Consider the following 14,552-nt stretch of genomic DNA (forward strand, 5'->3'; position numbering starts at 1 on the left):
CACCCCTCCGGCCCGGCTACGATGGCGGGTGGTCCACCGCCGTCCGTCCCAGGAGACAACGAAGTGAAGAGCGCCGTCGAGACCCTCAACCCGACCCGGGTCAAGCTGACCGTCGAGGTCCCGTTCGAGGAGCTCAAGCCGAGCCTGGACGAGGCGTACAAGACCATCGGGAACCAGGTGACCATCCCCGGGTTCCGCAAGGGCAAGATCCCGCCGCGCATCATCGACCAGCGCATCGGCCGCGGAGCCGTGCTGGAGGAGGCCGTCAACAACGCCCTCCCCGGCTTCTACTCGCAGGCCGTCGAGGAGAGCTCGATCCGCCCGCTGAGCAACCCCGAGGTCGACGTCACCGAGGTGCCCGACCCCGCCGCGGGCGGCGACCTGAAGTTCACGGCCGAGGTGGACGTCCGCCCCGAGTTCGAGCTCCCCGACCTGGACGGCGTCGACGTCACGGTCGACGACGTCGAGGTGAGCGACGAACAGGTCGAGGAGCGCCTCACCTCGCTGCGCGAGCGGTTCGGCAGCCTCAAGACGGTCGACCGCCCGGCCGCCGAGGGCGACTTCCTCAGCATCGACCTGAAGGCCTCCATCGACGGCGACGAGATCGACTCCGTCCAGGGCGTCTCCTACCAGGTCGGTTCCGGCGAGATGCTGGCCGGCATGGACGACGTCCTGCCGGGCATGAGCGCGGGGGAGACCACCACCTACAACACCCCCCTGGCTGGGGGTGACCGCGCCGGTGAGGACTCGCTGGTGACCATCACCGTGCAGTCGGTCAAGGAGCGCGAGCTGCCCGAGGCGGACGACGAGTTCGCCCAGCTGGCCAGCGAGTTCGACACCCTCGACGAGCTGAAGGCCAGCCTGCGCGACCAGGCCGGCGAGGTGGCCCGCTACCAGCAGGGCCTGCAGGCCCGCGAGCGGCTGCTCGACGTCCTGCTGGAGAAGGCCGACATCCCGATCGCCGAGAAGCTGATCGAGAACGAGGTCAAGCAGCACCTGGCCAACGAGGGCAAGGAAGAGGACGACCCGCACGGCGTCGAGGTGGCCGAGGAGGCCCGCAAGGCGTTCAAGGCGCAGATGCTGCTCGACGCGATCGTCGAGAAGCACGAGGTCCAGGTCTCGCAGCAGGAGCTGATCGAGTACCTGCTGGCCAGCGCCCAGCAGTACCGGATGGACCCGAACGAGTTCATCGGCGCCGTGGACAAGGCGGGCCAGATCCCGCAGATGGTCGCCGAGGTCAGCCGCCGCAAGGCGCTCGCCGTCGTGCTCGAGGCCGCGCAGATCAAGGACGCCTCGGGCAACACGATCAACCTCGACGACCTGTTCCCGAAGGACGGCGGCGAGCCGCTGGAGATCGACGAGCACGCGGGTCACGACCACTCGGGCCACGATCACGATCACGATCACGAGGGGCACGACCACGGTGCGCCCGTGGAGCCGTCCGGGGCCAACAACCCGGCCGCGCTGCCGAATCTCAGCATCTGAGCCCTATGCGGTGATCATGCACAAACGCACCATGCCCGTGGCGACCTCCAGATCACCGCGGGCATGGTGCGTTTGTGCATGATCACCGCAGAACCAGGGTTGATGCGCCCAGAGCGAACAACGGTCGGTTAGGGAGGATCACTGGCCGTCGCCCGCGTTACTGTCGTCAGCACCGGGTGACCCGCCCGGTGCGGCCCCGAACCAGGGGTCACGCACGAACACCTTCGGGAGCGACATAGTGAGCAACCTGATCGTTCCAGGCTCGCCCGGCTTCGACGCCAGCGCCGCCGACCCCACGGTCGCGCGCACCGCGTCGCCCGGTATGGGCTACGACGACCACGTCTACAACCGCCTGCTGAAGGACCGGATCATCTTCCTCGGCTCCGAGGTCCGCGACGAGAACGCGAACGCGATCTGCGCGCAGATGCTCCTGCTGGCGGCGGAAGACCCCAACAAGGACATCTACCTCTACATCAACTCCCCGGGCGGCTCGGTCAGCGCCGGCATGGCCATCTACGACACGATGCAGTTCGTCTCGTGCGACGTGGCCACCGTGGTGATGGGCCTGGCGGCCTCGATGGGGCAGTTCCTCCTCACCGCCGGCGCCAAGGGCAAGCGCTACGCCCTGCCGCACGCCCGCGTGATGATGCACCAGCCGCTGGGCGGCATCGGCGGTACGGCCACGGACATCAAGATCCAGGCCGAGCAGATCCTCTACATCAAGAGGCAGATGGCCGAACTCATCGCCGAGCACAGCGGCCAGTCGGTCGAGCAGGTCACCGCCGACTCCGACCGTGACCGCTGGTTCGCCGCCAGCGAGGCCCAGGAGTACGGGCTGGTCGACAACGTGGTGCGCTCCGCGCGCGACGTCAGCGGCGGCGGCGGCACCGGGGCCTGAGCCCTCGCCCCTCCGGCCCCCCACCCGTCGTCCCGGCCCGCACCGGGCGCACAGAACCAGGAGAGACCCCGATGGCAGACCTGACCCCGACCGGGCGCTACGTGCTCCCGCAGTTCGAGGAGCGCACCGCCTACGGCTTCAAGCGCCTCGACCCGTACACCAAGCTCTTCGAGGACCGCATCATCTTCCTCGGCGTGCAGGTCGACGACGCCTCGGCCGACGACATCATGGCCCAGCTGCTGGTCCTGGAGTCCCAGGACCCGGAGCGGGACATCACGATGTACATCAACTCGCCGGGCGGGTCGTTCACGGCCCTGACGGCCATCTACGACACGATGCTGTACGTGAAGCCCGACATCCAGACCGTCTGCCTCGGGCAGGCGGCCTCGGCGGCGGCCGTGCTCCTGGCGGCCGGCACCAAGGGCAAGCGGCTGGCGCTGCCGAACGCGCGGGTGCTGATCCACCAGCCCGCGATGTCCGGTAGCGACTACGGGCAGGCCTCGGACATCGAGATCCAGGCGAACGAGGTCCTGCGGATGCGTACGTGGCTGGAGGACACCATCGCCTTCCACGCCGGCAAGGACGCTGAGCAGGTGCGTAAGGACATCGAGCGTGACAAGATCCTGACTGCAGAGCAGGCGCTCGAATACGGACTGGTCGACCAGGTACTCGGAAGCCGGAAGGGCACCCCTCCGGTGACTGCTCCGGCGACCTCCTGACCCGACTCCACTCGGCCTGCCGCTGACAGGGGCAGGCCCGGTGGCGTTGAATGGAGTCGGGCCGTATCAGCTCGCCCGTGGGATGAGTCCACACGGGCGAGCGGTACACCCGGCCCTGACGAGGAAGGACTGCGCGTGGCCCGCATCGGAGACGGTGGCGACCTGTTGAAGTGCTCTTTCTGCGGAAAGAGCCAGAAGCAGGTCAAGAAGCTGATCGCCGGCCCTGGCGTGTACATCTGCGACGAATGCATCGATCTCTGCAACGAGATCATCGAGGAGGAGCTGGCCGAGGCCAGCGACCTCGGCCTCGTCGAGCTGCCGAAGCCGAAGGAGATCTTCGAGTTCCTCGAGCAGTACGTGGTCGGCCAGGAGTCGGCGAAGAAGTCCCTCGCCGTCGCCGTGTACAACCACTACAAGCGCATCCAGGCGGGTGAACCGGGCCGCCGCAACGACGAGCCGGTCGAGATCGCCAAGTCGAACATCCTGCTGATCGGCCCGACCGGCTGCGGCAAGACGTACCTGGCGCAGACGCTGGCCAAGATGCTGAACGTCCCGTTCGCCATCGCCGACGCCACCGCGCTGACCGAGGCGGGCTACGTCGGCGAGGACGTCGAGAACATCCTGCTGAAGCTCATCCAGGCCGCGGACTACGACGTCAAGAAGGCCGAGACGGGCATCATCTACATCGACGAGGTCGACAAGATCGCCCGTAAGTCGGAGAACCCGTCGATCACGCGCGACGTGTCCGGCGAGGGTGTGCAGCAGGCGCTGCTGAAGATCCTCGAGGGGACGACGGCGAGCGTGCCCCCGCAGGGCGGCCGCAAGCACCCGCACCAGGAGTTCATCCAGATCGACACGACGAACGTCCTGTTCATCGTGGGCGGTGCGTTCGCGGGCCTCGACACGATCATCTCCAACCGGAACGGCAAGCACGGCATCGGTTTCGGCGCCCAGCTGCACGAGGCCCGGTCGGAGGCGGACGCCTACGGCGACGTGATGCCCGAGGACCTGCTGAAGTTCGGGCTGATCCCCGAGTTCATCGGCCGCCTGCCGGTCATCACGACGGTCTCGAACCTCGACCGCTCGGCGCTGGTCAACATCCTCACGTCGCCGAAGAACGCGCTGGTCAAGCAGTACCAGCGGATGTTCGAGATCGACGGCGTGGAGCTGGAGTTCACCGAGGACGCGCTCGACGCGATCGCCGACCAGGCGATCCTGCGCGGCACCGGCGCCCGGGGCCTGCGCGCGATCATGGAAGAGGTCCTGCTGCCGGTCATGTTCGACGTGCCCTCACGCGACGACGTGGCCCGGTGCGTGGTGACCCGGGAGGTCGTGCTGGAGAACGTCGTCCCGACGCTCGTGCCGCGCGAGGCGCCGGCCCGCAAGCCGCGTCAGCAGCGCGGCGAGAAGTCCGCCTGACCCTCAGTTCGTGATCATGCAGAAAGGTCCCCGGACCTCGGGGTGACGGTCTCCGTCGCATCCACGGGGTGGGGGCCTTTCTGCATGATCACGAACAACTAGGAACGGTGCACGGTGGCGGCCCGGGCCTGACCCATCAGCGCGATCGGGTCGGTGACGCCGGGGCCGGCGAGCATGGTCACGATCGACCCGGCGTCCGTGGCCAGGCACACGGTCACCTTGCCCGCCGAGATGGTGCCGCAGCCGACGTAACCGCCCAGCGAACCGACGTCCTGCTCCTTCAGCACCAGTGAGGTGCCCAGCGCGCTCTGCGTGCTGAACGCCTTCTGGACCAGGGCCTTCTGGCGGTCGGCGTCGGCGTCGGTCAGGGGGCGGCTCGGCTTCGAGGCGCTCACCACGACCAGCCCCTTCTCGTACGTGCCGTACACCCCGACGTTCTGGGCGGGCAGGCCGGAGACCGACAGCGTCTTCACGATGTTGGTGGCCCGGGCGCCGCTCAGCTTGGCCCGCCCGGCCAGCGAGGTCGGCAGCGAGACGCTGGTGGACTCCCACCGGCTGGTACGCCGGTGGTCCCCGACGGACGGGACGACGACGGCGGCGATCAGCACGACGACCGCGACGACCGCGGCCCCCGCGATCGCCGGGAGGAGCCATGCGGGCAGCCGGCTGTCGGGCCGTCCGTCGTGCCCGGGACGGCGGGTGCCGGCGTGCCGGGTACCCCGCCGCTTGGTCCGCGACTCGGTGCCCGTCTCCGGACGCCAGGTCGGGCGGCCGTGGGTACCCCCGTCCTGCGGGTCGTCGGTGCCGTCCGGCGTGCGGTCGTCCTCCGGGGTACGGGGGTTCACCGGCAGGGCAGCGTCACCACTGTGCGGTTCGCGGTACTTGCCGGGACGGGCGCTCTGGGATTCGGGGGCTCGAGCCATGTGCCCCGGATCGGCACCTGGCCGCCCCGGCCTGATCACCCGTCCGGCTGAATCGGTCGGATCCGTGCTCAGGCGCGGTGCACGGTCGCGGCCCGGACCTTCTGCATCAGCGCCGCGGGGTCGGTCACCGGCGTGGCCTTGACCATCATGACCAGGGCGGCGGAGTCGGTCGCCAGGCACACGGTGGCCGTCCCGGCGCCCGCCCCGGAGCCGCTGCCGGGCGCCGCGGGCTGCGCGCAGCCGAGGTAGCCGCCCAGGCGGCCGGGATCGCCCGACTGCAGGTCCAGGCGCATCTTGCTGGACCGGCTGAAGCCCTTGACCATCTCCTCGCGGGCCTTCGCCTGGTCGGAGGGCACCATCGCCTCGTCGTTCTTGACGGCGATCACGACCATCGTGTCGTCGTCGGTGCCGTACACGCCGAGCGAGCCCGACGGCAGACCCATCCCGGACAACTGGGACTCCATCGAGGGGTCGGTCTCCTGGCGCTCGAGCCCGGTGATCATCGCGGGCAGGGTGACCGTGGTCTGCGCGAATTCGGCCTTCGCCTGCCGGTTCTGGAACATCGGGACGGCGACCGCCACACCGACCCCGGCCACGACCAGCACGATCGGCGTCACGATCAGCGCGATCGCCCAGCGGGGCAGACCGCTGCGGCGGGGTTCGAGGTACGGGTGCGGGACGACCCGGCCCTGCGGGTGGTGGGCCTGACCGTAGGCGCCGGGCGGGTAGGCCGCCGGCGGGTACGGGGGCTGCGGCTGCGGGGGCTGCGGGGTCTGTGCGTAGGGCGCCTGGGCGTACGGCGCCTGGGCCTGGGCGTACGGCGCCCCGTCCGGCGCGGCGTACGCGCCGGGGGCGCCCTGCTCGGGGACGTCGGGTGCGGCCGGGATCGGGGGCAGGTGCCGGTCAGGGGCCTGCGCGGGTGGCTGGTCCTGCGTGCTGCCCGGTCGCGGCGCGATGAAGTCGTAGTCCGGCTGCCTGTTTCCGCCCATGAGGTGCTGGATCGGGGTCTTCCGGGGCCCACCTGAGCCGGGACGGCGATCGCTGCACCCGTCCGGGTGGCGCGGCCCGGCGTCCACCCGTCGTCCGACAGGCCCGTATTGATTTCGAACCGGCCCGCCCCGATCCGTAGAATCCAGGCATGTCCGAGACCCCGGCCGAGACCCGGCCACGCCCGACGACCGACCTGCCGGCCCAGTACGCGCCGGCGGCGGTAGAGGGCCCGCTCTACGAGTCCTGGGTGGAGCGGGGGTACTTCAGGGCGCACCCGGAGTCCGGCAAGCCGCCGTACTGCATCGTCATCCCCCCGCCCAACGTCACCGGCAGCCTGCACCTGGGCCACGCGTTCGAGCACACGCTGATCGACGCGGTGATCCGCCGCCGCCGGATGCAGGGCTACGACGCCCTCTGGCTGCCGGGCACCGACCACGCGGGCATCGCCACGCAGAACGTGGTCGAACGGCAGTTGCGGGAGAAGGGCCAGAGCCGGCACGACCTGGGCCGCGAGGCGTTCGTCGAGCGGGTCTGGGAGTGGAAGGCCGAGTCGGGCGGGCAGATCCTGGCCCAGATGCGCCGCCTCGGCGACGGCGTCGACTGGACCCGCGAGCGGTTCACGATGGACGAGGGCCTGTCCCGCGCCGTCCAGACGATCTTCAAGAAGCTGTACGAGGACGAGCTGATCTACCGCGCCGAGCGCATCATCAACTGGTGCCCGCGGTGCATGACGGCGCTGTCCGACATCGAGGTCGAGCACCAGGACGACGAGGGTGAGCTCGTCGAGCTCGTCTACGGCGATCCCGACGGGGACGACCGGATCGTGGTCGCGACCACGCGGGTCGAGACCATGCTGGGCGACACGGGTATCGCCGTCCACCCCGACGACGAGCGGTACCGGCACCTGGTCGGGCGCACCGTCGAGCTGCCGCTCACCGGCCGCCGCATCCCCGTCGTGGCCGACGAGCACGTCGACCCGGAGTTCGGCACGGGCGCGGTGAAGGTGACCCCCGCGCACGACCCGAACGACTTCGAGATCGGCCGCCGGCACGACCTGCCGAGCCTGAACATCATGACCGAGGACGCCAAGATCACCGGCACCGGAACCGTTTTCGACGGGATGGACCGGTTCGAGGCGCGCACCGCGGTGCGTGAGGCGCTGGCCGCGCAGGGCCGGGTCGGCGCCGAGAAGCGGCCGTACGTGCACGCCGTCGGGCACTGCTCGCGCTCGGGTGACGTGGTCGAGCCGCGGCTGTCGCTGCAGTGGTTCGTGAACGTGGCCCCGCTGGCCAAGGCCAGTGGTGACGCGGTGCGCGAGGGCCGCGTGAAGGTGCACCCGGCGGACCTGGAGTCACGCTGGTTCGCCTGGGTCGACAACATGCACGACTGGTGCATCTCGCGGCAGCTGTGGTGGGGCCACCGGATCCCTGTCTGGTACGGGCCGAACGGCGAGGTCGTGTGCGTCGGCCCCGACGAGACGGCGCCCGAGGGCTACGTGCAGGACCCCGACGTCCTCGACACCTGGTTCTCCAGCGCGCTCTTCCCGTTCTCGACGCTGGGCTGGCCGGAGCAGACCGCCGACCTGGCCAAGTACTACCCGAACAGCGCGCTGATCACCGGCTACGACATCCTGTTCTTCTGGGTCGCCCGGATGATGATGTTCGGCATCTACGCGATGGACGGCCAGGCGCCGTTCCCGGTGATCGCGCTGCACGGCATGGTCCGTGACCAGCACGGCAAGAAGATGTCGAAGTCGTTCGGCAACACCGTGAATCCCATCGACTGGATGGACGCCTACGGCTCCGACGCGCTGCGGTTCACGCTCGCGCGCGGCGCCAACCCGGGCACCGACGTCCCGATCGGCGAGGACTGGGTGCAGGCGTCGCGGAACTTCTGCACGAAGCTCTGGAACGCCACCCGGTTCGCGTTGATCAACGGCGCGACGGTGGAGGGCGAGCTTCCGGGGTCGGATGAGCTGTCGGTGACCGACCGGTGGATCCTGTCCCGGCTGGCCGAGGTGGTCGAACAGGTCGACGCCGGCTACGAGGACTTCCAGTTCGCCAAGACCACCGAGGCGCTGTACCACTTCGTCTGGGACGAGGTCTGCGACTGGTACCTCGAGCTGGCGAAACTGCCTCTCGCCGAAGGGGGCCGGACCGCCGAGGTGACCCGCCGCGTGCTCGGCGAGGTGCTCGAGGTCGTGCTGCGCCTGCTGCACCCCGTGGCCCCGTTCGTCACCGAGTCGCTGTGGACGGCGCTGACCGGGCGCGAGTCCGTGGTGGTGGCTCCGTGGCCGGCGAGCAGCGTCGACACCGACGGCCGCACGAGCCCGCACCCGCTGCCGCCCCGGGACGCGGCGGCGGAGCGGGAGATCGAGTCGCTGCAGCGCCTGATCACCGAGGTCCGGCGGTTCCGCGCCGACCAGGGCGTGAAGCCGACGCAGCGGGTGGTCGCGAGCTTCGAGGGGCTGGACGCCGACGGGCTGGCCGGGCACGAGACGACGATCCGCTCGCTGGCCCGCCTCGACGAGCCGGGTGACGGGTTCGCGCCCTCGGCCAAGCTGGCGCTCGGGTCGGTGACGGTGCAGGTCGACCTGTCCGGCGCCGTCGACCTCGTGGCCGAGCGGAAGCGGCTGGAGAAGGACCTCGCGGCGGCCATCAAGGAACGGGTGCAGAACGGGGCCAAGCTCGGCAACGAGCAGTTCCTGTCCAAGGCGCCGGCCGAGGTGGTGGCCAAGATCAAGGCCCGGCTCACCGCGGCCGAGGCCGAGGTGGCCCGGCTCGAGGCCCAGCTGGCCGGGCTGCCGGAGGCGTGAGCGACCCGGGGGAGACGGGCGGGCCGGGGCGCACGATCCGGGTCGCCGCCGCGCTGATCCTGCACGACGGGCGCATGCTGCTCGTCCGCAAGCGCGGCACGTCCCGGTTCATGCAGGCCGGTGGCAAGCTCGAACCCGGTGAGACCGCTTCCGCCGCACTGGTTCGCGAGCTGCACGAAGAACTCGGCCTCGTGGTCGAGGCGTCGGCGCTCGAACCGCTCGGCCGGTTCAGCGCCGACGCCGCCAACGAGCCCGGGCACGTCGTGGAGTCGGAGGTGTTCCGGCTCGACCTGGCCGCGGTCCTGCCGCCGGGCACCGACCCGCTCGCCGCCGTCCAGCCCGCCGCGGAGCTGGAGGAGGTGCTCTGGTTCGACCCGCTGGGTCACGACCCCGCGCGCCCGGCGCGCGGCGACCTCGCCCCGCTGACCGAGGCGTTCGTCGTCCCCACGGCCGCCCGCCTGCTGCGCCAGGAGCGCCGCGAGCGGGCCACGTCGTTCGGGCAGGCCGCGGGCGACTACGACCGGGGCCGGCCCGAGTACCCGGCCGAGGCGGTGGCCTGGCTGCTGCCCGGTGGTGCGGAGCGGGTCCTCGACGTCGGTGCGGGCACCGGGAAGCTGACCGCCGTCCTGACCCGGCTGGCTCCGGAGGTGATCGCGGTCGACCCCGACCCGGGCATGTTGGAGGTCCTGGCCCGCAACCAGCCCTTCGTCCGGATCGAGCGGGGCACGGGGGAGCGGCTGCCGGTGGCCGACGACTTCGCCGACGCGGTGACGTTCGGGCAGTCCTGGCACTGGGTCGACCCGGTGGCCGGCTGTGCGGAGGTCGCGCGGGTGCTGCGCCCCGGTGGGCGGCTCGGGCTGATCTGGAACGTCCGGGACGAGAGCCTGCCCTGGGCGGCCGATCTCGGCCGGGCGATGCGGGCCAGGAGCGCGGGGGAGCAGATCGTCGCGGACGGCGGCCCGCAGCTGGTCGAGCCGTTCGGCCCGCTCGAGTCGTGGACGTGGTCGTGGACCCGCCGGTTGAGCCTGGACGACCTGGTCGCGATGGTCGCCTCCCGCAGCTACGTGATCGCGGCGCCGCCGGCCGAGCGCGAGGCGATCCTGGCCGACGTGCGCGCGGTCGGGGCGGCGGCCGCGACCGACGGGACGGTCGACGTGCCGTACGTGACGCACGCCTACCGGGCGACCGTGTCGAGCCGGCCGCGATAAACCCTACGGCGGAGGCGTTCTCGCGGGCTCAGGCGGCGGTGCCGCGGCGCGCGCGGGCCAGCTGGGCGTAGAGCCGGGCGTGCACGCAGCGCATCTGCGTGGCCTGCTCCTCGCCCAGCGGGTACGGCGCCACCTCGGCGCTGCGGCCCCACCGAGAGTGCACCGTCTCGGCGTCCGCGTCGGTCAGCGCCAGCACAGCGGCCGCATCGGCGACCAGCATGTCCAGCTTCCGCTGGTGGTCGAGGTCGGGCACGGCCCCAAGACCGTCGAACGGAGTGAGGTCGTGCACGGTGAACACCAGCGGCAGGTCGTGCCGTTGCAGCTCCGAGACCCACTCGGCCAGCTGGAGCGCGGGCACCCGGTCGAAGCCGAAGTGCAGGTGGACGACGTCGAGCGAGTCGGCGTGCTCCTGCACCCATTCGGGGGTGAAGACCTCGGTCGACGTGCTCGTGGAACTGAGCTCCGGGGTCGGAACGAGTGGCCGCAGGTACGGGTGGTCACCCGGGATCTGGAACACCCGGAAGAGGCCGGAACGGTCCGTGCTCATGCGAAGTCTGTCCTTCGTCCGCGGTCAGGAAGAGCCAGCGCAAGCTAGCGGCGCCCGCTGCTCCCCGCATCTCGATCACCAAGAAGAAATACCCGGTCCGGCTGTTCCCCAAACAGCTCCCCGGCGTGCCCCGGGCCGGCTCTCCGGCCGGCCCTGTGCGGCGACGACATCGACCCTAGACCCCGGCCTCCTGCCGAGTCACGAGAGGAGATACCCCCGGCGAGTCGACCGATGCGTGTGGTCCACGTCACACGCGAGGCTGCGAACTGGCGTATGTGGCGGCCGACACCCGACGATGACCCCCATGCCCGGAACGCTCCCTGACAGCTACCACGGCCTCGACCTCTCCGGCCGGTGGGAACCCCGCCTGCCCGCCTCCTACCTGGAGCACTGGGCGGCCGAGATCCCCGACGCGCCGGCGCTGACGTTCATCGACTACCTGGCCGACCGCAAGGGCCCCCGCCGCACGTGGACGTGGGCGCAGTGGGACGTCTGGACCCGGGCCGTCGCCGCCCGCCTGCAGCAGCTGGCCGGGCGCACCGACCGGGTGGCGATCCTCGCGCCGCAGGGGCCGGACTTCGTGGTCGCCTTCCACGCCGCCCTGCGCGCCGGGGTCATCTCCGTGCCGCTGTTCGCGCCCGACCTGCCCGGGCACGCCGACCGGCTGGAGCACGTGCTCGACGACAGCGAGCCGACCGTCGTCGTCACCAGCGCCGACAAGCGCGACCTCGTCGACAAGGAGCTCGCGAGCCGCGGCCTGACCGGGAAGGTGGCGGTCGTCGTCCCGAGCGAGCTGGAGACCGACGCCGCCCTGGCGGCGACCTTCGTGCCGCCGTCCGACCTGAGCCTCGACGACATCGCGTACCTGCAGTACACGTCGGGTTCGACCCGGGCCCCGGCCGGGGTCGAGCTGACCCACCTGAACCTGACCGTGAACATGTTCCAGATCATCCAGGCGCACGGCCTGAGCGACGTGGTGCCGGACGTGACGGCGGTGGCGTGGCTGCCGCTGTTCCACGACATGGGCCTGCTGCTGGGCGCGGCCGCGACCGCGATCGTCGGCGTGCACTCGGTGCTGTTCGACCCGCTGGCCTTCATCCTCAAGCCGAGCCGCTGGACGACGGAACTCGCCGCCCACCCGAACGTGTTCTCGGCCGCGCCGAACTTCGCGTACGCGGTGGCCGCCAAGAAGACCAAGCCCGAACAGCTCGAGGGCCTCGACTACTCGCGCGTCGTCGGCCTGGTCAACGGTGCCGAGCCGGTGCTGGTCAAGACCATCGACACGTTCGAGGCGACCTTCGGGCCGTACGGCCTGCCGGCCACCGCCCAGCGCCCGAGCTTCGGGCTGGCCGAGGCGACCCTCTTCGTCAGCCTCGGCGACCCCACCGACCCGCGGGTCGTCGTCCAGGCGGACGTCGCGGCGTTGCAGGAGGGCCGGCTCGTGCCGGCCGAGGGCGGCACGCCCCTCGTCTCGTGCGGGCGGCCGTTCGGCAACGTGGTGGCCATCGTCGACCCCGAGACCTCGCAGGTGCTCCCCGAGGGGGCCGTCGGGGAGATCTGGGTGCACGGGCCGAGCGTCGGTCAGGGCTACTGGCGCAAGCCCGAGGAGTCGCAGGCCACGTTCGGCGGCCGGTTGAGCGCGTCGGAGGCCGAGGCGGCGGGCGTCCCGGAGGGGCCGTGGCTGCGCACCGGTGACCTGGGCGCCTACGTGGGCCCGGACCTGTTCATCACGGGCCGCCAGAAGGACCTGATCATCATCGACGGGCGCAACATCTACCCGCACGACATCGAGCACAGCGTCCAGCACGCCCACGAGGGCATCGCGCTGCACCGGCTCGCCGCGTTCTCGGTGCCCACGGACGCGGGGGACAACGGCGAGGGCATGGTCGTGGTGGCCGAGGCGTACCGGCAGTTCCCGGACGCCGGCGCGCACCTGGCCGAGATCGAGGCCGCCGCGCGGGCCCGGGTCTCGGAGGAGCACAGCGTCGGGATGCACGAGTTCGTGCTCATCGCGTCGGACACGATCCCGTGGACGTCGTCCGGCAAGATCGCCCGGCGGGCCACCCGGCAGGCCTACCTGGACGGCACCCTGAACCGCGTCACGCCCTGACCTCGCGGTCCGACCCCGACCTCGGGGCGGGTACCCGGACGGCGGGGTCGTCGCCGCTGCGGGTGAGCGCCTCCCTCGGGCTCGCCACCCCGGTCGGACGCGCCCGGTGCGGCGTCCCGTCGTCCTGCCGTTCCCGCCGGTCCTGCGGGCGCCCGAAGTACCAGCCCTGGCCCAGGGTCACGCCGAGCTCGCGGGCGCTGAGGGCCTGCTCCCGGGTCTCGATGCACTCGGCCAGCACGGTGCCGCCGTAGGAGGCGGCGATCTCCACCACCGCCGCCACGACGGCCCGGCTGGACGGGTCGGGCAACCGGCCCACGATCTCCTTGTCGAGCTTGACGACGTCGGGTCGCAGCCGCACCAGCATGTTCAGGGACGAGTAGCCGGCCCCCAGGTCGTCCAGCGCGACGCGGCAGCCCTGCTGCCGGTAGTAGTCGAACACCCGCGACAGGTGGTCGAGGTCGGTCACCCGCTCGCTCTCCGTCACCTCGAACACGACCTGTCCGAGGTCGATTCCCGCCTGTCGGGCGGCCCGCTCGGTCGTGGCCAGGCACACCTCCGGCCGGTAGATCGTGGTGGGCAGGAAGTTCACGAACAGGGTCGCGTCGCCGAGCCAGCCGGCGGCGCCCCGCAGGGCCGACGTCCGCCCGACCCGGTCCAGCACGTGCAGCCAGCCCGCGTCGGCCGCGGCCCCGAACAACTGGTCCGGCATGATCGGCCCGTTCGGTCCCGTGGCGCGCAGCAGGGCCTCGTAGCCGACCACGTCCGCCGGGCCCGGCCCGGCCGGGGGCAGCGGGGAATCACCCGTGAGCGACACGATCGGCTGGTAGACGGCGTGGAAGGCGGTCTCCTCGTCCTCGAACAGCGGGAGCAGGTCCGCGTGCTCGGCCCGGGCCGCGAGCTGAGTCAGGCTGGACGCGGTCAGGGCCTGGGCGATCAGGTCGGTCCGGTGCGGGGCCGGGATCAGGGCCCGTACCTCGTCCGCCTCCACGGAGGTGAGGGCGGCCCGCGCGGTGCGGATCACCCACGCAGGGTCGTGGCCGCGTACCTCGATCAGTCCCGGGCCCGGCTCCGACACCCCCGGGAGATCGGCCAGGGCGTCACGCACGGCCCGTTGGTTGTGCCGCACCCGGGTGGCCAGCAGGACCCGGTCGCCGCCGCTCTCGTTCTCGGCGGCCCGTTCACAGCTGCAGCCCAGGCATCCGGACATCAGCAGCTCCTCGTCGTCGTCATGCGTCGTGCTCGCGAGCGGGCGGCGCCGGTGCCTGGACGTGCCCGGTAGCGCGTCGGCACGGACCGGGTCGGGCTTGAGCGCCGGTGGCGACACCGGAAATGAATTCCTTGATCACGGGGGTTGAGGTCTAACCTGGACCTACAGGCTTCGACCCGGCCATCACCGGTGAGCCTCCGGAAGAACGCGGCGCCCCGGCGTCGTCAGTAG

Annotated in this window: 11 protein-coding genes; 7 read left to right on the forward strand and 4 right to left on the reverse strand. The window is 71.3% G+C overall.

The features are described from left to right. Nucleotides 1-63: 63 nt before the first annotated feature. The 4 genes from tig to clpX all read left to right on the forward strand — a co-directional run bounded on the left by tig (nt 64) and on the right by clpX (nt 4,521). Nucleotides 64-1,485 carry a trigger factor gene (tig, locus tag ACIB24_RS07930; protein ID WP_398277760.1) on the forward strand — a complete coding sequence of 474 codons (1,422 nt, stop codon included), beginning with the start codon at nt 64-66 and terminating at the stop codon, nt 1,483-1,485. Nucleotides 1,486-1,723: 238 nt separating this feature from the next. Then, nucleotides 1,724-2,383, forward strand: a complete 660-nt coding sequence (locus ACIB24_RS07935; RefSeq protein WP_398277763.1) for an ATP-dependent Clp protease proteolytic subunit — start codon at nt 1,724-1,726, stop codon at nt 2,381-2,383. Between the two features lie 71 nt (nt 2,384-2,454). Beyond that, nucleotides 2,455-3,102, forward strand: coding sequence for an ATP-dependent Clp protease proteolytic subunit (locus ACIB24_RS07940; protein WP_398277766.1), 648 nt, complete (start codon nt 2,455-2,457; stop codon nt 3,100-3,102). A gap of 135 nt (nt 3,103-3,237) precedes the next feature. Next, nucleotides 3,238-4,521: an ATP-dependent Clp protease ATP-binding subunit ClpX gene (clpX, locus tag ACIB24_RS07945; RefSeq protein WP_398277769.1), complete on the forward strand. Its 1,284-nt coding sequence runs from the start codon at nt 3,238-3,240 to the stop codon at nt 4,519-4,521. 98 nt (nt 4,522-4,619) lie between these two features. Here the strand turns inward: clpX and ACIB24_RS07950 are convergent, their stop codons facing one another. Then, nucleotides 4,620-5,444 carry a hypothetical protein gene (locus ACIB24_RS07950; protein WP_398277772.1) on the reverse strand — a complete coding sequence of 275 codons (825 nt, stop codon included), beginning with the start codon at nt 5,442-5,444 and terminating at the stop codon, nt 4,620-4,622. A 68-nt stretch (nt 5,445-5,512) separates the two neighbouring features. Then, nucleotides 5,513-6,433: a hypothetical protein gene (locus tag ACIB24_RS07955; protein WP_398277775.1), complete on the reverse strand. Its 921-nt coding sequence runs from the start codon at nt 6,431-6,433 to the stop codon at nt 5,513-5,515. A gap of 149 nt (nt 6,434-6,582) precedes the next feature. Between ACIB24_RS07955 and ACIB24_RS07960 the strand changes: the two genes are divergently transcribed. Continuing rightward, nucleotides 6,583-9,249: a valine--tRNA ligase gene (locus tag ACIB24_RS07960; RefSeq protein ID WP_398277777.1), complete on the forward strand. Its 2,667-nt coding sequence runs from the start codon at nt 6,583-6,585 to the stop codon at nt 9,247-9,249. After that, nucleotides 9,246-10,457: a methyltransferase domain-containing protein gene (locus ACIB24_RS07965; protein WP_398277780.1), complete on the forward strand. Its 1,212-nt coding sequence runs from the start codon at nt 9,246-9,248 to the stop codon at nt 10,455-10,457. Before ACIB24_RS07960 ends, ACIB24_RS07965 begins: the two co-directional genes overlap by 4 nt. 28 nt (nt 10,458-10,485) lie before the next feature. On the opposite strand, the gene ACIB24_RS07970 is transcribed toward ACIB24_RS07965, so the two are convergent. Continuing rightward, nucleotides 10,486-11,004 carry a glycosyltransferase gene (locus ACIB24_RS07970; RefSeq protein WP_398277783.1) on the reverse strand — a complete coding sequence of 173 codons (519 nt, stop codon included), beginning with the start codon at nt 11,002-11,004 and terminating at the stop codon, nt 10,486-10,488. A gap of 304 nt (nt 11,005-11,308) precedes the next feature. Here ACIB24_RS07970 and ACIB24_RS07975 point away from each other — a divergent pair, with 304 nt between their 5' ends. After that, a complete protein-coding gene (locus tag ACIB24_RS07975; RefSeq protein WP_398277786.1) occupies nt 11,309-13,114 on the forward strand; it encodes a fatty acyl-AMP ligase in 1,806 nt (601 codons plus the stop codon). On the opposite strand, the gene ACIB24_RS07980 is transcribed toward ACIB24_RS07975, so the two are convergent. Continuing rightward, nucleotides 13,104-14,438: an EAL domain-containing protein gene (locus tag ACIB24_RS07980; protein WP_398277789.1), complete on the reverse strand. Its 1,335-nt coding sequence runs from the start codon at nt 14,436-14,438 to the stop codon at nt 13,104-13,106. The genes ACIB24_RS07975 and ACIB24_RS07980 overlap by 11 nt on opposite strands. Nucleotides 14,439-14,552: the final 114 nt, after the last annotated feature.

It is taken from the genome of Spongisporangium articulatum, from assembly GCF_044465595.1.
GTDB lineage: Bacteria > Actinomycetota > Actinomycetes > Actinomycetales > Kineosporiaceae > Spongisporangium > Spongisporangium articulatum.

What these genes read in the sequence shown, in the direction of transcription:
- ACIB24_RS07940 (WP_398277766.1), top strand. Translation starts at nt 2,455, where the DNA reads ATGGCAGACCTGACCCCGACCGGGCGCTACGTGCTCCCGCAGTTCGAG.
- ACIB24_RS07950 (WP_398277772.1), bottom strand. Translation starts at nt 5,444, where the DNA reads ATGGCTCGAGCCCCCGAATCCCAGAGCGCCCGTCCCGGCAAGTACCGC.
- ACIB24_RS07955 (WP_398277775.1), bottom strand. Translation starts at nt 6,433, where the DNA reads ATGGGCGGAAACAGGCAGCCGGACTACGACTTCATCGCGCCGCGACCG.
- ACIB24_RS07960 (WP_398277777.1), top strand. Translation starts at nt 6,583, where the DNA reads ATGTCCGAGACCCCGGCCGAGACCCGGCCACGCCCGACGACCGACCTG.
- ACIB24_RS07970 (WP_398277783.1), bottom strand. Translation starts at nt 11,004, where the DNA reads ATGAGCACGGACCGTTCCGGCCTCTTCCGGGTGTTCCAGATCCCGGGT.
- ACIB24_RS07975 (WP_398277786.1), top strand. Translation starts at nt 11,309, where the DNA reads ATGCCCGGAACGCTCCCTGACAGCTACCACGGCCTCGACCTCTCCGGC.